Here is a 19027-nt window from a genome sequence, read left to right as displayed (position 1 = left end):
CCGTCCCCTTTTTCTTCCGGCAACGAGAAAGGCCGGCTTGCGCCGGCCTTTCCTTTGTTGCGCCGAGAGGCTGCTTACAGCGCCTTGGCGGCTTCCACCACGTGCGCCGTGGTGATGCCGAAGTGCTTGTACAGCTGGTCGGCCGGGGCCGAAGCACCGAAGGTGTCGATACCGATCACCGCGCCGTCCAGGCCGACGAACTGGCGCCAGAAACCGGTGACGCCAGCTTCCACGGCCACGCGCTTGCGCACCGCGTTCGGCAGCACCGATTCACGGTAGGCCGCATCCTGGCGCAGGAACACGTCGGTGGACGGCATCGAGACGACGCGGGTCTTGATACCGGCCGCATCCAGCTGGGCCTTGGCTTCGGTAGCCAGCGAGACTTCCGAACCGGTGGCGATCAGGATCACGTCCGGGGTACCGGCGGCATCGGCCAGCACGTAACCGCCGCGCTCGATCTGCTTGATCTGCTCGGCGCTGCGCGGCTGGTGCGGCAGGTTCTGGCGGCTGAACACCAGGCAGCTCGGGCCGTCCTGGCGGGTGATCGCGGCCTTCCAGCTCACGGCCGACTCGACCGCATCGCACGGGCGCCACACGTCGTTGTTCGGGATATAGCGCAGCGAGGCCAGGTGCTCCACCGGCTGGTGGGTCGGGCCGTCTTCGCCCAGGCCGATCGAGTCGTGGGTATAGACGTGGATGGCGTGGGCCGGAATCAGCGCGCTCATGCGCACGCCGTTGCGGGCGTAATCACTGAACACCAGGAAGGTGGCGTCGAACGGAATGAAGCCACCGTGCAGGGCCAGGCCGTTGGCGATGGCGGTCATGCCGAACTCGCGCACGCCGTAATACACGTAGTTGGCGTTGGCGTCGTCGCTGGCAACCGATTTGCTGCCCTTCCACAGGGTCAGGTTGGAGTGCGCCAGGTCGGCCGAGCCGCCGACGATTTCCGGCAGCAGCGGGGCGTAGGCTTCGATGGCCAGCTGCGAGGCCTTGCGCGAGGCGATCGTCGGGCCCTCAGCGGCCACCTGGGCGATGTAGGCATCGGCCTTGGCAACGAAGTCGGCCGGCAGCTCGCCGTGCGAGCGGCGGGTCAGCTCAGCCGCCTCCGCCGGATACTGGCTGGCGTACTTGTCGAACAGCTGTTCCCACTCGGCCTGGCGCAGGGTGCCGGCGCCATTGGCGCGCCAGCCGTCGTAGATCGCCTGCGGGATCTCGAACGGGCCGTACTCCCAGCCCAGCTGCTTGCGGGTGGCTTCCAGCTCGTCCTTGCCCAGCGGGGCACCGTGGCTGGATTCCTTGCCCGCCTTGTTCGGCGAACCAAAACCAATGGTGGTGCGGCAGCAGATCAGGGTCGGCTTGTCGCTCTGCGACAGCGCAGCCTCGATGCCGGCCTTGATGCTGTCCGGGTCGTGGCCGTCAACATCGCGAACCACGTTCCAGCCATAGGCCTCGAAACGCTCCGGGGTGTTGTCGGTGAACCAGCCCTCGACATTGCCGTCGATCGAGATGTGGTTGTTGTCCCAGAAGCAGACCAGCTTGTGCAGGCCCCAGGTGCCGGCCAGCGAGGCCGCTTCGTGCGACACGCCTTCCATCAGGCAGCCATCACCCATGAACACCCAGGTGCGGTGGTCGACCACTTCCAGCTCCGGGCGGTTGAAGCGCTGTGCCAGCAGCTTCTCGGCCAGGGCGAAGCCGACGGCATTGGCGAAACCCTGGCCCAGCGGGCCGGTGGTGGTTTCCACGCCCGGGGTCTCGTGGCGCTCCGGGTGGCCGGCGGTGTGGCTGCCCAGCTGGCGGAACAGCTTGAGCTGCTCGATCGGCAGGTCGTAACCGCTCAGGTGCAGCAGCGCGTACTGCAGCATCGAACCGTGGCCGTTGGACAGCACGAAACGGTCGCGGTTGAACCAGTGCGGGTTGCTCGGGTTATGGCGGAGGTAGTCGTTCCAGAGGACTTCGGCGATGTCGGCCATGCCCATGGGCATGCCGGGGTGGCCGGACTTTGCGGTTTCAACCGCATCGGCGGCGAGGAAGCGGATGGCGTTGGCCAACTGGCGACGGGTAGGCTGCGTCATGGTTCTGTCGGAATCGGGAGGCGGCCGCGGACGTGCGGGCGGCCTATTGTCCCACAGACCCGGGGCCGGGTTCAGGCGTAGGACCAGATCCCTTGCCAGTGAAAGGGATCTGGTCCCGCCAACCCCTTACTTGGGCGCGGCAGCCTCGATCACGCCACACATCGACTTCTTCTGGAAGTCCTCGCCAGTGGCGTAGGTGGCCGGGGTGGTCTTGGTCACGGTGATCTTCGAACCCTTGCCCTCGGCTTCAACCAGCACGTTCCACGGCAGGGTGGTCTGGCCACCATTGAACTGGACGTTCTGTTCCAGGGTCAGCATGCCCAGGTCCTTGTCCACGCTGGCCACCTTCAGGCCCGACTTCACGCCCTCGATCTGGATACGCTTGAGAGCGTCGGCCGGGGTAACGTTGGGCACCACGTCCCAGGTTGTGAAGGTGCGCCCGGCGAAGAAGCTGCCGGTCTTGGTGTAGTTGGTTTCACAGGCCTTCTGGGCACTGGCGTCGAAAGCCAGCAGGCCCAGGGCGGCGACCATCACGTACGAAATCCTCATTTCTGCTCCCTTTCGCACGGCGCCAATCCCGACGCCTTCCATGCGTCGGGATAGTATCCATGGCATTCAGGGCGCGTTCAATCGAGGGGCGTGCCCAGCGCCGGTCCGTCATGCGACTCGCCCTTGGCCACCAGCGTGGTCAGGGCCAGGTCGCCGGTCACGTTCAGGGCGGTACGGCACATGTCCAGGAAGTGGTTCACGCCCAGGATCAGGCCGATGCCCAGCGGATTCACACCGACCATCGCGCAGATCATCGCCACCACCGGCAGCGAGCCCGACGGCACACCAGCAGTGCCGATGCCGCCGAGGATGCAGACCGCCATCACCATGATCTGCTGGCCAATGCTCAGGTCCACGCCAAAGAACTGGGCCAGGAAGATCACCGTCACGCCCTCGAACAGCGCGGTGCCGTTCTGGTTGGCGGTGGCGCCCACGGTCAGCACGAAGCGCGACACGCGCTGCGGCAGGCCCATCTGGTCGGCCACGCGCAGTGCGGTCGGCAGGGTGGCGTTGCTGGAGGCGGTGGAGAACGCCATCACCGTCGCTTCCTGGGTATCGCGGAAGAACGACAGCGGCGAGCGGCCAGACAGCCATACGGCAGTACCGTAGGTCACGACCATGTGCAGGCCGAGCGCCAGCACCACCACGCCCACGTAGGCGCCCAGGCGGATGATCAGCTCGAAGCCGAACAGCGCGGCCAGGTTGAACATGAAGCAGGCCACCGCATAGGGGGCCAGGCGGATGACCAGGTTGATCAGGGTCATCGAGATTTCAAACACGCCTTCGATGGCGCGGCGCAGCGGGGCGACCTTCTCGTTGTCGGTCAGCACCATGCCGATGCCGAACATCAGCGCGAAGAACATCAGCGACAGGATCGCACCGTTGTCCGACGCGGCCTGCAGCACGTTGCTCGGCACGATCGACAGCAGCATGTCCATGCCCTTCGGCGTGCCATGGATGCCAGCGACGATTTCCTTGCTGCGTTCGGCGTTCTCCGACAGCATCATCGCGGCGACCTGCGGATCCACGCCGGCGCCCGGCTTGAGCAGGTTGACCAGCACCAGGCCGATGCCCACCGCGATGCCGGACAGCAGCACGGTATACGCCAGGGTCTTCCAGCCGATGCGGCCGAGGGCGCGGATGTCGCCCATCTCCGACACGCCCATGATCAGCGCCGAGAAGATCAGCGGCACGATCAGCATGAAGATCAGGTTGAGGAACAGGCCCGACGCCGGGGTGGTGACGTAGTCCATGACCCACTTGGCACCGGCCTGCAGACCATCGACGCTGCCGCCCAGGGCGTGCACGATCAGTCCCAGGATCAGGCCGATCGCAAAGCCGATGCCCATCTTCCAATGCAGGGGCAACTTCTTCTTGTCGGCAGCAGCTGCTGTCATGCGCGGGTTTCCTCGAAAAATGAATGCACTCTAACAAAGCGCGCAAGCGGCGCCGGTTCAGGTTCGCCGCGTTGGATACAACGGCGCCAGGCCAGTTTCTGCGGCACCCGTGGCCACCGACCAGTGCGGTCCGTCACGGAAGACCTCACGCAGGCGCGTGCGCAACGGGGCCAGTTCGCCCTGCCCGCCCCAGCGCGCCTGCTGCAGGTCCAGCAACACCTGGCGCTGGGCCGGGTCATCCAGCCGGGCGATCACCTGCTCGATGCGCTCCACGCCCGCCATCGCACACAGACGCGCCTCCACCTGATCGAAACCCTCACCATCCAGCGCGCGGCGCAGTTCGGCCAGGCCCGCGCGGCCGCTCACCACGGTCGGCACAGAGGGCGTGCCGGCTGCAGGCGCCGCCACACGCGGGCGTCGGCCTCGCTGCCAGCCCCACAACAGGGTCAGCAGCCACAGCAGCGCCAGGCCAATGGCCGCCGCCATCCACGGCCACGGACGCTCGGACAGGCCGCTGGCGCGTGGATCGGTCGCGGCGATACGCGCATCCTGTCCATCGCTGCCCGGCAGCGCGGCAGCGGTGTCGATCGGTGGCAGCGCTGCCGGCGAGGCAGTGGCAGCGCCGGTACCGGCCGCAACGGCCAGCGTCAGGTCCGGCAGCTTGGCTTCCTGTGCCTTGCCGTTGCGCACATCCCACCAGGGCAGGCGTGGTCCCGGCACCACCAGCGAACCCGGCTGGCGCGGCACGATCGAATAGCGGCGGGTGATCTTCAGGCGCGGCGTGCTGCCGTTGAAGGTCTCTTCGTACTGTGCCGGCTCGGCAAACACCTGCGCTGCGTTGCCGACATCGGGGACCGGCAGGTCGGTGAACTGTGCTCGGGTGGCGCCTTCGGCAACCGCTTCGACCACCACGTTGGCTGCCTCGCCGGTACGGGCACTGGTGGGCGCGCTGGTGTAGCGCAGCTGCAGGCTCTGCAGGGGCAACCACGGCTGCGGCGCCTGTGCCGGCTGTGCCTGCACCTGCAACGTGCGGTCTGCGCCAGTGGCATTCATGCGGCCATCGCCGCCCCCGAAGAAGTCATCGAAGAAACCTCCGGCACTGCGCCCGCTGAAACGCGCACCGGACAGCCGCAACGCGCCGCTGCGCTCGGGGATCAGCAGGAAACGTCGTTCGACCACGTTGTAGCGGCGCCCGTTGACCTGGCGCACATCTGTGCGGTCGTCGCCAACGCGCTGCAACGACGCGCCCGCCGGGGTATCCAGCACCAGCTCGCCGGAGGCCAGCTGCGAGGCGAAATACAACCGCACCACCACGCCCACGCTCTGCTGCACGTACGGCGTATCGTCATCGACAAGGGTTTCGATGAAGGCCATCGCATTGCTGTCAGGCCTGGCCACGGCGGCCGCATCGACCTGCAGCGTCAGCGGCGCAGTGCGCACACTGCCCACCTGCAGGCCCGGTACCACCAGCGCACCACTGCGCCGCGGCGTCAGCGCCACGCCATACAGGTTGCGCTGCTGCATGCTGCCATTGCTCCATTCCACCTGGCGGCTGCTGGTCTGGCCGCTCAGGTCGAAGTCGGTGCGCAATGGCGTGAAGTCGGGAGCGCCCTGATCGCTCTCGACATTAAGGGTGACCGTATCACCCATCGCGATGCGGTCGCGGTCCAGCCAGGCACGTGGTTGCGCCCAGGCCAGCAGCGGCAGCCACAGCAACAGCGCCGCCAGTACCGGCCGTGACCAGTGCCCGTGCATGTTGATCGCCCGCGTCATCGCCCTTCCCTCTTCCTGCGTTCGTTTTCCAGCTGGAACTTGGCCCGCAGCAACGCGCCCGGATCATCCGGCACACGCCGCATCCACGCTTCCACCGCCTGTTGCTCCTCGCGCTCGCGCGGCGTGCGGCCCTCCCCCCCCGGTACGGGTTTGCCGTCCTTGCCAGCCTCGCCCTCGCGTGCCTGCTGCATCGCCTGCTGCATGCGCTGGCGCTGCTGCTCATCGGCCTGGGCCTGTGCCTTGGCATCCTCCACCTGTGGTGGCGCCTGCTGGCCATCGCGGCCGCGCTCGCCGGGCTGCGGGCTCGACGGGTTCTTGTCGTCACCCGCCTTGGGCTGCCCCTGCTGGCCCTGGCCGGGATTCTGCTGTCCCTGCTGCGGCTTCTGGCCCTGCGGGTTCTGCTGGCCCGGGGCATCGTTCTGCTGCTTCTGCTGCCCGTTCTGCGGTGGCTTCTGCTGATCCTGGCCTTTGCCACCCGACTGCCTGCGCTTGCGCGCGGCATCGACCACGGCACGGTTGGCGACCGCATCGGCCATGCCGGGATGCAACGCCAGCGCGCGGTCGTAGGCGGCGATCGCTTCGTCGTAGTTGCCTTCGCGTGCCAGCGTGTTGGCCAGGTTGTACCAGCCGGCATCGCTGTCGATACCCTCGAACTGCCTGCGCGCAGTGGCGAAGTCGCCCTTGCGGTAAGCCTGGACCCCCTCGGCCAGGCGCTGATGCTGCGCCTGGTCGTTACGCTTCCACAGCGTGCCCTGCGCGGGTTGCGAGGCCTGCGTCGCAGGTGCCTGCGCCTGCGCGTGATTCATCCATGGCACGAGGCCGACCGCGAGCACCGCGGCCAGCAGCGCACGACGGCGGAAGGCCAGCAATGCCAGCAGCATCACCGGCGGCAGCAGCCAGAAGCCTTCGTCACGCCACTGCTTGCCTTCGCCCGGCCGCTGCGCCGCCGTGCCTTCGCGCGCGTCGAGTACACCGAGCGCACGCAGATCGCTGTCATCGGCGGAGATGCGTGCATAGCGGCCGCCGCCGGCAGTGGCCACCGCGCGCAGGCTGCCCTCATCCAGCGCAGCCTGGCGGATCTGCCCGCTGCCATCGCGGTAGGCCGCACCGGCAGGCGTGCCCAGGCCCAGCACCGACACCTGCAGGCCCAGGCTGCGTGCCTGCGCTGCCGCCAGTGCAGCTTCACCATCCGCCTGATCGCTGACCAGCAGGATCTGCCCCTGCAGCGCACCGATCTGCCGCATCAGCCGTGTTGCCCAGTCGATGCCGCGGTCGGCACGCTGGCCATCGCGTGGCATCACGTCCGGCGACAGCGCATCCAGATACAGCGCAACATTGCGGCCGTCATCAGTCAGCGGCGCCACGGTGTAGGCATCATCGGCATACACCACCAGGCTCACCTGCCCGCCCTGGCGCGCGCGCAGCAGCTCGCCCACTTTCGCGCGCGCCTGCAGCAGGCGCGACGGTGGCAGATCGGTTGCGCTGATCCGGCTGGACAGGTCCAGTACCACCAGCAGCGGTGCGCTGGCCTGGAACATCGGCTGCGCCTGCTGCCGCCAGCTCGGCCCGGCCATCGCCAGCGATGCCAGTGTCCAGCCCAGCAGCAGCGCCCATGGCAGGCGCACACGACGCTTCGCGCCGGCGGCCAGCAGATGTGGCAACAGATGTGCATCCACCGCCTGCCGCCACGCATCACTGCGCCGTTGCCGGTACAGCGCCAACGCGATGATCAGCGGCAGCGCCAGCAGTGCCCACAACCACTCGGGCCGCAGGAAGTGCAGCGCGTTCCAGTCGGGAAGATTCGAAGCAAACGCGATCATCGGCGACGCTCCGGCCACAGCCATGCCAATGCGCCCAGCAGCAATGCCAGGCCCAACGGCCACGCATAGCGTTCCTCGCGAGGGCGCAGGCTCGGGCCCTTTGCGGCCACTGGCTCCAGGCGATCGAGCTCGGCATAGATGCCGGCCAGCTGCGCGGTATCACGCGCGCGGAAGAACTGGCCGCCGGTCATGCTGGCGATCCTCTTCAGAGTGGCCTCATCGACCGGATCCTGGTCGGTGGAAATCGGAATGCCGAACAACCGCATGCTGCCATCGCCGCCAAACGCAACCGTGTGGATGCGCACGCCTTCGGCGCGTGCGACTTCCGCAGCGCGCAGGGGTTCCAGCACACCGGCATTGCTGACACCATCGGTCAACAGGATCAGTACGCGCTGCCCCTCCGGCTGGCTACGCAGGCGCTTGACCGCCAGGCCGATGGCATCACCGATGGCGGTCTCGCGCCCGGCCAGGCCGACCACGCTGTCGCGCAGCTGGTCGCGCACGCTGGCCAGGTCCGCAGTCAGCGGCGTGAGCGTATAGGCGCGGTCGCCGAAGATCAGCAGGCCAACGCGGTCGCCGGCACGACGATCCAGGAAGTCGGCCAGCACAGCCTTGGCCGCGGTGAGGCGATCGACCGCCTGGCCGCCCAGCACCATGTCGCCCTCGCCCATGCTGCCGGACACATCCATCGCCAGCATCATCTGCCGCCCCTGCTGCGGCGGGGTGATGGCTTCGCCCAGCTGCTGCGGTCGTGCCAGCGCGATGCACAGTGCACACCAGCCCAGCCACAGCAGCAGCGTGCGCAGCCACGACGCGTCAACACGGCCGCCACCAGACAGGGCTTCGAGCTCGGCGGCAGCATAGGGCACACGCAGTGCGGCGCCGGGTTCTGCACGGCGCTTCCACCAGCGCATCAGCAGCGGCATCGGGAGGGCCAGCAGGGCCAGCGGCCACGCCAGCTGCAGGTCCGGCCATGGCCAATAGGTCGTCCACAGGTTCATCGGCGGCGCTCCAGCAGCATCGCCAGATAGCGTTCGCGGGCCCAGCTGCGCACAGCGGCCACGTCGTTGCTGTCGACGCGCGGGCGATAGGCGCCTTCGGCCAACAGGCTGCGGCGCGCATCGGGCAACGTGCCCTGCGGGTCCAGGCGTTGCCACCAGGCGTCATCGCGCAGTGATTCGCTGCCCGGCTTCGCATGGCGTGCGGCACGGCGCAGCAGTCCCGCGATGGCCGCCAGTTCGGCCGTAGCGTCGGGGGCGATTGCCAGTTCCTGATCGAACAGCTGCAACCAGCGCTGGCGGCGGCGGCGACGTCGCCACATCACCACGGCGATCACCAGCAGCAACAGCACGACCACCGCGCCGATCATCAGGTAACCAGGGGCTGGCGGCCACCATGACGGTGCTGGCGGCAGCTGCACATCGCGCAACGGCAGCGCGGCGCTCATGCCGGCACCTCGGTCGGCGACGGCGCCAGCCAGGCGTCGCTGGGCGCATCGGTAGACAGCACCTGTACGTCGACACGGCGTGCGCCGAGCTGGCGCCGCAGTTCCTGCAGCGGTTGGACGAAGTGTGCCTGCCAATGGGCCTGCACTTCACTGCGACGCAGGTCGAGGCCGATGCGCTGCTGTGCGGTCTGGAACTGCAACGCCGCCGACGGTGGCCGCAGCTCCAGTGGATCGACCAGCAGCACCAGGCTGAGGTCGTGATGCTGGGCCAGCGCGCTCCAGCGCGCGGGCGGAATGCAGATGGCCTGCTGCGGATCGGCCAGCACCAGCATGCGTGCCCCCGGGCGCAGCACGCGACCGGCATGGTCCAGCGCGCGCTCCAGGCCCAGATCGTCGGCTGGCGGCTGTGCGTACCAGCGGGTCAGCGCGTCGAGCACGCGCAGCACGCCGCGTGGCCCACCTGCCGGAGCGATCGGCGCTTCGCGGTCGCTGCCACGCAATGCGCCCACGCGGTCGCCACGGCGCTGCGCCGACCACGCGGCAACAGCACCGGCGCGTGCGGCCTGCACCGATTTGAAGCGCACGCGGGTGCCGAAGTACAGCGCCGGCGAGGTATCGGCCACGATCAGGCTGACTCGTTCGCGTTCGGCCTGGAACAGTTTGGTATGGGCGCGACCGGTGCGCGCCGTCACACGCCAATCGATGTGGCGCGCGTCGTCGCCGGCCACGTATTCGCGCGACTCGGCGTACTCCATGCCGCGGCCGCGCAGCGGGGACGGTGCCTGGCCCGCGTTGCCGGTGCGGCCACGGCGCGGCGGCGGCGGACGCTGTGCCAGCCGGCGCAGCGCGACCAGTTCGGCCAGCTGCGGGCGCAGCCCGTCACCTTCGAGCGCAGACGGTGCCTGTTCCACGGATGGATCGGTCATGCGCAGGCTCAGGGTGCCGGCACCCGGGCCAGCAGCTCCTGCACCAGGCGCTCGCCGTCCCAGCCTTCGGCGGTGGCTTCATAGCTGGGCAGCACGCGATGGCGCAGCACGTCGGCGGCGACCGCGCGCACGTCGTCGGGCGTGACGAAGTCACGGCCAGCCAACCACGCCCGCGCGCGGGCGCAGCGTTCCAGTGCGATGGAACCGCGCGGGCTTGCCCCCCATGCGATGCGGCGGCCGAGGCCGGCGTCGTAGCGCGATGGATCACGCGAGGCCAGCACCAGTTCGATCAGGTAGCGCTCCAGTGCCGGTGCCATGTGCAGGTCCAGCACTTCGCGGCGGGCGTCGAACACGTCCTGCATCGGCATCTTGTCTGGCGCCGGCGCGGCCTCGCCCAATGCACCACGGGCACGCTCACGGGCCAGCCGCAGGATCTCCGATTCGGCGGCCTGGTCCGGGTAACCGATGCGCACATGCATCAGGAAGCGGTCCAGCTGCGCTTCCGGCAGCGGGAACGTGCCTTCCTGCTCGATCGGATTCTGCGTGGCCATCACCAGGAACAGCGGCGGCAGCGCATAGGTATGGCGGCCAACCGTGACCTGGCGCTCGCCCATGGCTTCCAGCAGCGCCGACTGCACCTTGGCCGGCGCACGGTTGATCTCGTCGGCCAGCAGGATCGGGTGGAAGATCGGGCCAGGCACGAACTCGAAGCGGCCCTCCTGAGGGCGCCAGATCTCGGTGCCGGTGAGGTCGGCCGGCAGCAGGTCGGGGGTGAACTGCACGCGGGCAAAGTCTGCTTCCAGGCGCGAGGCCAGTGCACGGATCGCCGTGGTCTTGGCCAGGCCCGGCGCGCCCTCCACCAGCAGGTGGCCGTCGGCCAGCAACGCGATCAGCAGGCGTTCGACCAGGGCCGCCTGGCCGACGATCTCGGTCGACAACGCATCGCGCAGCTGGGTGAATGCCGCATGCAGGCGGGAGGTTGCCGGCGCGGGCGGCGGCGAGACAGTTTCGGGCATCGGCGGTGGCAGGTTCATGGGGGCCTTTGACCGGCGCAGGACGGCACGGGTTCCCGACATCATCGCAGGGTGCCTTGCGATTGGCATCAAGAACGGCTGAACAGCGCATCCGCGCATGGCGTGGATCTACCGGCGGAAACGAGGAAGGGCCGCACAGGGCGGCCCTTCTTCGAAGACTTCGGAGCGGTGGCTCAGTTCTGCTTGGCCACGCGCAGCACCTTCGGGGTGACGAACACCAGCAGTTCGGCCTTGTCCTTGTTGCGGCCGCGCTTCTTGAACAGGTTGCCCAGGAACGGCACGTCGCCCAGGAACGGCACCTTGCTGATGCTGTTGCGATCGGTGAACTCGTAGACACCACCGATCACCACGGTCTGCCCGTCCTCGACCAGCACCGCGGTATTGACTTCGCGGCGGTTGATCGACGGCACGGTGCCGTAGCCCTCCAGCTGGATCAGCTGGTCGACTTCGTCCTTCTTCACCTGCATGTTGAGGAACACGCGGTTGTCGTTGGTGATGGTCGGAGTGACCTTCAGCTCCAGCACCACTTCCTTGAACTGCACGTTCGGCGTCGCCACGCCGCCAGCGGTACCACCGCTGATGGTGACGTAACCGATCTCCTTGCCCTGCTTGATCATCGCTTCGCGCTGGTTGGTGGTGACCACGCGCGGGTTGGAGATCACCTCGCCTCGCGATTCCTGCTGCATGGCCGACAGTTCCACGTCCAGCAGGTAGCCGGCATTGAGGATCGACAGTGCCAGCGAACCCGGGTTGCTGGCGGCGGCCACCGGCAGGTTCCAGTTCAGGCCACGGGTGATCGCCGAGCCGGACTTCACCGGCGGCGGGCCGACCCGGCCACCGGCTTCCCAGTCACGCTCGGCCTTGGCGTTGGCCAGGTCTGTTGCGACCTGCGACTTGCGGGTCTCGGCATTGGCATCCAGGCTGCCGCTGAAGTACACGTTGTCACGGCTGCCGCTGACACCGAACTTCGCGCCCAGTTCGCGGGCGAAGGTATCGGTGGCGATGACAATGCGGCTTTCGATCAGCACCTGGTCGACCGGGCGGTCGATCACGTTGATCAGCTCGCGCATGCGCGCGATCTTCTTCGGGATATCGCTGATCATCAGCGTGTTGGTGCGCTCGTCGGCCACGATGCGGCCGCGCGAGGACAGGAAGCCACTGTCTTCCTGCGACGAGCTGCCCGAACCACCACCGCTGCCACCACCGCCACTGCCACCAATGCCCTTGGCCTCGGTCAGCGCTTTGAAGATCTGCGTGGCGCTGTGGTAGTTGATCTGGATGTAGTCGGTCTGCAGGTCTTCGCGGTTCTCGATGGCGATGCGCGCGTCTTCCTTCTCCTGCTCGAACTTGGCCAGTTCAGCCTGCGGCGCCACCCAGATCACGCTGCCATCGCGACGCTTGTCCAGGCCCTTGGCGCGCAGGACGATGTCCAGCGCCTGGTCCCACGGTACATTGACCAGGCGCAGGGTCACATTGCCCTGCACCGAGTCGGACGCAACCACGTTCAGGTTGGACTCCTCGGCGATCAACTGCAGCACGGTGCGCACCGGCACGTCCTGGAAGTTGAAGGTCACCGGCTTGCCGGTGAAGCCGCGCTGGCCGACGGCCTTGGCCGCCTGGGTGACGCTGCCGGCGGTGACCGCGCCGACGGCGGCCTGGGCCTGCCGCGGGCTGATCTCGACCACGTACTCGTTGCCGCTCTGGTAGGCCAGCGACTCCACTGCACCGCCGGTACTCAGCACCAGCTGGGTGCCGGCACCCGACGGCTTGGCGTCGATGCGCTGTACCGGCGTGGCGAAGTCGGTGACGTTCATCGGCTTCTGCAGGTTGGCCGGCAGTCGGGCATTGCCGACGTCGACCACCACGCTGTTGCCCTGCGTGCGCAGGTCAGGAATCGCGCCCTGCCCGTCGAACTGCACGATCAGGCGCCCGGCGCCGTCATCGCCACGCTTGAAATCGATCTTGGCCACCGACAGGCCTGCCGGCGCAGCGGCCGGTGCCACGGTGGCGCCCACCGGTTTTTCCGCCGGTGCGGCAGCCAGCGCCGGAGCGCAGGCCAGCATCAGCGCGACTCCCAGCGCGCTGACACGGTTCAAGGTAGAGCGCCGGATGGGACGCAGCCCCTTGGCTTGGTGAAAGGTCATCGTGCTATCCCCAGTAAACGATCATTGATCTTCAAGCGAGAGCGTTGCCGGCCGTTCCAGCCAGCCACCCGCGCCATCCGGCACCAGTTCGATCAGCTCCACGCGGTCTTCGAAGACCGCCGTGACCCGCCCGTCGCTCTGCCCCAGGTAACCGCCCGGGCGAACCCGGTAGGTGACCTTGTCCGGCCCCATCACCAGCGCCACGGTGCCTGCACCGGTACCGATGGTGCCGACCATGTCCAGCGCATCCAGCGGGAAGCCTTCCAACGGCTCCTTGCGCCGGTTCGGGTCCGGTCGCAATCCGCCGTTCCCCTGCTGCGGATTGGTCCAGGCATCGGTGAACGGATCGCGCATGCCCTGCGCGGAGTATTCAAAGGTCTCGAACTGCTGCATCACCGGCAGCGGCTCCAGCGGTTGCGCCGGTCGCGCGCGCTCGCCTTCCACCCACTTCTCAAGGTTCGGTGCGTCGCCGGGCGTGCTGGTCACGCCACGGCCGCAACCGGCCAGCAGCAGTACAGCCAGCACCATCGCACCACGTACGGTCTGCGCGCGCATCACTTCTTGCCCTCCTTGCCAGCGTCGGCCGCCTGCTGCGCCTGCACTTCGGTCTCGTCCAGGTAACGGTAGGTCTTGACCGTACCGGACAGTTCCAGTGCACCGCTGCGGACGTTGCCGCCGGTCTTTTCCTTGGGCTTGAGGTTGATGTCATGCATGGTCAGGATCACCACCCGCGGCAACGAGGCCACGCCACTGACGAACGCGCCGAACTGGTGGTAACTGCCCACCATGCGCAGCTTGATCGGCTTCTCGGCGTAGAACTCCTTGATCTGCTCCTGCTCCGGCTCGAACAGCTCGTTGGTCAGGCCGCTGGACAGCGCGGTCTGCGAGATGTCGATGATCAGGTCGGGCATTTCGGTCTTGCTCGGCAGCTGCCGCAGCATCTGCTGCAGCACCTGCTCCATCTGCGCCAGCTGCTGCTTCAGCGGCCCCAGGTTCACCGCGCGTTCCTGCTGCTTGGTGAACTCGGTGCGCAGCTCGACTTCCTTCGATTCCAGGCCGGCCAGTTCCTCGCGCTTGCCGCTGATCAGCAGCATCCACGCCACGAACATGATGACCAGCGCCAGCAACGAGCAGAAGACGATCTTGGCCTTCTGCGGCCAGTTGCCGATGTCGTTGAAATCCAGGTTCTTGATGTCGATCTTCTGGCTCATGCGCGGTCCCCCTGCAGCAGCGCATTGAAGGCCTGCGGCGGCTGCGCCAGGCGGCTGCCCTCAGGCTTCGGGGCAGGTGCCGGGGCCGGCGCGGCGGCCGGAGCGGCCGGTTGGTTCGGCTTGGCCGGAGTGGCCGGCGGTGCAGCGGCCGGTGCGGCGGGAGCCGCTGCCGGCTGGCCCGCTGCCGGAGCCGCAGGCGTCGCGGCATCCGGACCTGCGGCCAACGGAGCCACCGGTGCCGGCGGAGCCGTCGCCACCGACCCATCGGCGTTCAGGCCCGGCGTCGCCGAGACCTCTTCGCTCTGTGCCGGCAGTTTCACCTTGACCACGAACACGTAGGGCAGCGCCTTGATGTCGGCCAGCGGACCGACCTTGCCATCCTTGTCCTTCTCCGGGTCACGCGCTTCGATGATCGACAGCTCCGGATTGGTCATCCAGCCGGAGGTCTCCAGGTTGCGCATGTAGGCCGAAACGCGGGCATTGGACTGGGTGCGCCCTTCCAGCGTCAGCACATCCCCTTCCTGCTTCAGTGCGGTCAGCACCACGCCATCGGGAATGGTGCGCACCAGCGCGTCGAACAGGTGGACCATCTGCGAGCGCTTGGCCTGCAGTTCCTCGATCACCTTCTTGCGGGCCAGCAGGCGTTCCTTCTGCGCGTCGAGGCGATCGATCTCCTTGTTCTGTTCCTTGACCTTCTCGATCTCGGCTTCCAGATAGGCGTTGCGGTCCATCTGGCCGCTCACCTGGCGGTCGTAATAGAACCAGATCATCAGCGACAACAGCAGGCCACCGACAGCGGCCATGCCCAGCATTGCGTAGAACTCGCGCTGGCGTTGCTTGCGCCGTTCGGCGCGCCAGGGCAATAGATTGATGCGTGCCATCAGTCGAAGCTCCTCAGCGCCAGACCGGTCGCGATCATCAGCGCGGGGGCATCCTGGGCCAACGCATGCGCGTTCACCTTCGGCCCCAGGGTCATCTGCGCCAGCGGGTTGGCGACCACAGTCGGCACGCCCAGCTGCTCCTCGACCATCTCCGGCAGGCCACCGAGCACGGCGCAGCCGCCGGCCAGCACGATGTGATCGACGCGGTTGAATTCGCTGCCCGCATAGAAGAACTGCAGCAGGCGGCTGATCTGCTGGACCGTGGCTTCCTTGAACGGCTCCAGCACCTCCATCTCGTAGCTTTCCGGCAGGCCGCCCTGGCGCTTGGCCAGCCCGGCTTCCTCGTAGCTCAGGCCGTAGCGGCGCATGATCTCGTCGGTCAGCTGCTTGCCACCGAACACCTGCTCGCGGCTGTAAAGGCTACGACCGCCGCGCAGGACATTGAGGGTGGTCATGGTGGCGCCGATGTCGACCAGCGCAACCACGCCGTCGATGGACACCGGCAGCTCGCTGGCGACCAGGGCATAGGCGTTCTCGACCGCGAAGGCCTCCACGTCCATCACCTTGGCCTGCAGGCCACCGAGCTCCAGCGCGGACTGGCGCAGCTCGACATTCTCCGAACGCGACGCGGCCAGCAGCACCTGGACCATCTCCGGGTTGTTCGGGATCGACCCGATCACCTCGAAGTCCAGGTTCACTTCCTCGATCGGATACGGAATGTAGTTGACCGCTTCCAGCTCGATCTGGGCTTCCATGTCGTTTTCGTCGAGATCGGCCGGCATCGGGATCACCTTGGTGATCACCGCCGACCCCGCGACGGCGGCAGCGGCCAGTTTGGCCTTGCTGCCTGAACGGTTCATCGCCCGGCGGATGGCCTCACCGACGGCCTCCACTTCGACGATGTTCTTCTCCACCACCGCATTCGGCGGAAGAGGTTCCACAGCGTAATGTTCCACGCGGAAACGATTGCCGCTGCGGGACAGCTGCAAAAGCTTTACCGCAGTCGAACTGATGTCGACGCCTACAAGCGGCGACTGACTTTTTGGGATGAGCCCCACGGTTTCTCCCCTGCCGACGGGCACTTGGACGCAAGACCTGCGTCCGAGCATTAATAACGTATTCTTAGCAAATGGCAACGGCCCTGCTGTGAAATCCCTCACGGATTCACCATGCAGCCCCTGACTGTTCCCCTTGCGCTCCCCGGTGCCGACCCCAGCCGCCACCTTGCGTAATCTATACTCTGCGACCACGAAATTCGCAATCGGAATCTGAACCCGATGACTCGACTCCGCCGCTGGCTGCGCTGGATCTTCCTGATTGTCCTGGTCCTGGCGCTGATCGGCGCGGCCGCCGTGGGCGGTCTGTACTATGCCGTTTCCTCCAAGCTTCCCGACGTGCAGACCCTGCGCGACGTGGAAATGCAGGAGCCGATGTACGTCTACGCTGCCGACGGCAAGCTGATGGCGGTGTTCGGCGAGACCCGGCGCACCCCGGTCACCATGAAGGACGTGCCCGAGCGGCTGAAGCAGGCCTTCCTGGCCACCGAGGACGCCCGCTTCTACGAACATGGCGGCGTGGACTACATGGGCATCGGCCGCGCGGTCTGGCTGCTGGCCACCACCAACGACAAGCGCGTGCCGGGTGGCTCCACCATCACCCAGCAGGTCGCCCGCCAGTTCTTCCTCAGCTCCGAGTACAGCTACACCCGCAAGCTGGCCGAGATCCTGCTGGCGCGCAAGATCGAGTCCGAGCTGAGCAAGGACGAGATCTTCGAGCTGTACCTGAACAAGAGTTTCTTCGGCAACCGCGCCTACGGCGTGGCCGCTGCCGCCGAGTTCTATTACGGCAAGAAGCTGAACGAGCTGGACCTGGACGAGATGGCCTCGCTGGCCGGTATCCCCAAGTTCCCGTCGTCGGGCAACCCGATCTCCAACCCGGAACGTGCCCGCCAGCGCCGCGACAATTACGTGCTGCAGCGCATGGCCGACCTGAAGTTCGTCAGCCAGGCCGAAGCCGACGCGGCCAAGGCCGTGCCGATGCACGCCACCGCGCATGAGCCGCCGGTGCAGGTCGATGCACCCTACGTGGCCGAGCTGGTGCGCCAGGAAATGATCGCCCGCTTCGGCGGCGACGTGGTCAACAAGGGCTACCACGTCACCACCACGATCGACTCCACCCTGCAGACCGCCGCCAACCTGGCCGTCCGTGATGGCCTGCTGCTGTACGACCACCGCCACGGCTGGCACGGCGTGGAGAAGCAGGTGCAGCTGGGCGCCGGCGACGATACCGCCGCGCTGGCCGAGCACCTGCGCGGCATGTACGGCCAGGCCGGCCTGCTGCCGGCAATCGTCGCCAGCACCGCGGCCGATGGCAGCGCCACGGTGGTGCTGGCCAACCGCACCGAGATCGTGCTGCCGGCCGGCGCCGCCAAGTGGACCAACAAGACCCCGGGCAAGCTGGTGCAGCGCGGCGACATCGTGCGCGTACGCGCCGGTGCCAAGGACGGGGAGTGGCTGCTGGACCAGATCCCGCGCGGCCAGTCCGCACTGGTCTCGCTGGATGCCCACAGCGGCGCGCTGAAGGCGCTGGTGGGTGGCTTCAGCTTCTCCGGCAACAAGTTCAACCGCGCCACCCAGGCCCGCCGCCAGCCGGGTTCGAGCTTCAAGCCGTTCGTCTACGCGGCCGCTTTCGACAAGGGCTACAACCCAGCCTCGATCGTGCTCGACGCCCCGGTCGTGTTCCGCGATCGCCGCGGCAAGACCTGGGCCCCGCAGAACGACGGCGGCGGCTTCCGCGGCCCGATGCGCCTGCGTGAAGCGCTGGTGCAGTCGCGCAACCTGGTCTCGGTACGCCTGCTCGATGGCATGGGCGTGGACTACGCGCGCAAGTACATCAGCGAGTTTGGCTTTGCCGAATCGGAGCTGCCGCCGAACCTGTCGATGTCGCTGGGCACTGCATCGCTGACCCCGCTGTCGGTGGCGCGTGGCTACGCGGTGTTCGCCAATGGCGGCTCGCGCGTGGATACCTGGCTGATCGACCAGGTCAATGACCGCGACGGCAACCTGGTGTTCAAGGAAAACCCGGCGCTGGCCTGCCGCGACTGCGCCGGCAGCAGCGATCAGCCGGTCAACCAGGTGGTGGATGGCTTCAACTTCGGCGCCCCGGCCCCGAAGGTGGACCCGGCCGCTGCGGCCAAGGCCGAAGCCAAGACCGAAACTGCCGCCGCTCCGGCCAACCCGGATGCCCGCACCGCTCCGCGCGCGATCGACGCCCGCACCGCCTACCAGCTGGTGTCGATGATGCGCGACGTGGTCCAGCGCGGTACCGGTGTGCAGGCCAAGGTGCTCGGCCGCGAGGACGTGGGCGGCAAGACCGGCTCCACCAACGACCATCGTGACGCCTGGTTCTCCGGCTTCGGCGGCCCGTACGTGACCACCGTGTGGGTGGGCCGCGACGACTTCCGCTCGCTGGGTTACCGCGAGTACGGTGGCAAGGCGGCGCTGCCGATCTGGATCGACTACATGCGCACCGCGCTGAAGGACACCCCGATCGCGCAGAACGAGCCGCCCAGCGGCATGGTCCAGGCCACGCTCAACGGCGCGACCGAGTGGGTGAAGGTGGAAGACATGGATCGCCTGACCGACTACGACCTGAACCTCAATACGCCGCAGGCCGACGCCGCCGCGTTCGATATCTTCTGAGGAAGGGTGCAGTGGGTGCCAACCGTGGGTTGGCACCGATGCGACTGTAGAGCCGAGCCCATGCTCGGCTCC

General features: G+C 67.5%; 15 protein-coding genes. 1 reads left to right on the top strand and 14 read right to left on the bottom strand.

Annotated elements, in window-relative coordinates; translation table 11 throughout:
- Positions 1–74: 74 nt before the first annotated feature.
- From tkt to ABGA94_RS02925, 14 genes are all read right to left on the bottom strand, one after another.
- Entirely contained in the window at positions 75–2072 is a 1998-nt protein-coding gene (tkt, locus tag ABGA94_RS02990; RefSeq protein WP_111128195.1) for a transketolase, read from the bottom strand.
- Positions 2073–2198: 126 nt separating this feature from the next.
- Positions 2199–2621: a hypothetical protein gene (locus ABGA94_RS02985; protein WP_227837915.1), complete on the bottom strand. Its 423-nt coding sequence runs from the start codon at positions 2619–2621 to the stop codon at positions 2199–2201.
- Positions 2622–2698: 77 nt separating this feature from the next.
- Positions 2699–4018, bottom strand: a complete 1320-nt coding sequence (locus tag ABGA94_RS02980; protein WP_065185312.1) for a dicarboxylate/amino acid:cation symporter — start codon at positions 4016–4018, stop codon at positions 2699–2701.
- A gap of 57 nt (positions 4019–4075) precedes the next feature.
- The gene (locus ABGA94_RS02975; RefSeq protein WP_375366346.1) at positions 4076–5791 is read right to left on the bottom strand and encodes a BatD family protein; all 1716 of its coding nucleotides are present in this window, start codon (positions 5789–5791) and stop codon (positions 4076–4078) included.
- Positions 5788–7611: a VWA domain-containing protein gene (locus ABGA94_RS02970; RefSeq protein ID WP_375366344.1), complete on the bottom strand. Its 1824-nt coding sequence runs from the start codon at positions 7609–7611 to the stop codon at positions 5788–5790. Before ABGA94_RS02970 ends, ABGA94_RS02975 begins: the two co-directional genes overlap by 4 nt.
- Positions 7608–8612: a VWA domain-containing protein gene (locus ABGA94_RS02965; protein ID WP_188239634.1), complete on the bottom strand. Its 1005-nt coding sequence runs from the start codon at positions 8610–8612 to the stop codon at positions 7608–7610. Before ABGA94_RS02965 ends, ABGA94_RS02970 begins: the two co-directional genes overlap by 4 nt.
- Positions 8609–9058 carry a DUF4381 family protein gene (locus tag ABGA94_RS02960; RefSeq protein ID WP_005418904.1) on the bottom strand — a complete coding sequence of 150 codons (450 nt, stop codon included), beginning with the start codon at positions 9056–9058 and terminating at the stop codon, positions 8609–8611. Before ABGA94_RS02960 ends, ABGA94_RS02965 begins: the two co-directional genes overlap by 4 nt.
- On the bottom strand, positions 9055–9984 hold the full coding sequence (locus ABGA94_RS02955) for a DUF58 domain-containing protein (RefSeq protein ID WP_375366342.1): 930 nt from the start codon (positions 9982–9984) through the stop codon (positions 9055–9057). The genes ABGA94_RS02960 and ABGA94_RS02955 overlap by 4 nt, the downstream gene beginning before the upstream one ends.
- An 8-nt stretch (positions 9985–9992) precedes the next feature.
- Entirely contained in the window at positions 9993–11018 is a 1026-nt protein-coding gene (locus tag ABGA94_RS02950) for a MoxR family ATPase (protein ID WP_005418911.1), read from the bottom strand.
- 173 nt (positions 11019–11191) lie between these two features.
- The gene (locus tag ABGA94_RS02945) at positions 11192–13162 is read right to left on the bottom strand and encodes a type IV pilus secretin PilQ (protein WP_069139281.1); all 1971 of its coding nucleotides are present in this window, start codon (positions 13160–13162) and stop codon (positions 11192–11194) included.
- Positions 13163–13183: 21 nt separating this feature from the next.
- Entirely contained in the window at positions 13184–13717 is a 534-nt protein-coding gene (locus ABGA94_RS02940; protein WP_005418914.1) for a pilus assembly protein PilP, read from the bottom strand.
- Entirely contained in the window at positions 13717–14373 is a 657-nt protein-coding gene (locus ABGA94_RS02935) for a type 4a pilus biogenesis protein PilO (protein WP_005418916.1), read from the bottom strand. Before ABGA94_RS02935 ends, ABGA94_RS02940 begins: the two co-directional genes overlap by 1 nt.
- A complete protein-coding gene (locus tag ABGA94_RS02930; protein ID WP_065185317.1) occupies positions 14370–15254 on the bottom strand; it encodes a PilN domain-containing protein in 885 nt (294 codons plus the stop codon). The genes ABGA94_RS02935 and ABGA94_RS02930 overlap by 4 nt, the downstream gene beginning before the upstream one ends.
- Entirely contained in the window at positions 15254–16312 is a 1059-nt protein-coding gene (locus ABGA94_RS02925; RefSeq protein ID WP_014038321.1) for a pilus assembly protein PilM, read from the bottom strand. Before ABGA94_RS02925 ends, ABGA94_RS02930 begins: the two co-directional genes overlap by 1 nt.
- Positions 16313–16531: 219 nt before the next feature.
- On the opposite strand from ABGA94_RS02925, the gene ABGA94_RS02920 reads away from it, so the two are divergent.
- Positions 16532–18955, top strand: a complete 2424-nt coding sequence (locus ABGA94_RS02920) for a penicillin-binding protein 1A (protein WP_111128205.1) — start codon at positions 16532–16534, stop codon at positions 18953–18955.
- Positions 18956–19027 lie beyond the last annotated feature (72 nt).

Origin of the sequence: Stenotrophomonas sp. 3diitr2024 (assembly GCF_042136455.1) — a bacterium.
GTDB lineage: Bacteria > Pseudomonadota > Gammaproteobacteria > Xanthomonadales > Xanthomonadaceae > Stenotrophomonas > Stenotrophomonas sepilia.
The sequence above is the reverse complement of the archived record's forward strand: the minus strand, read 5'-3'. Positions and strand labels throughout refer to the sequence as shown.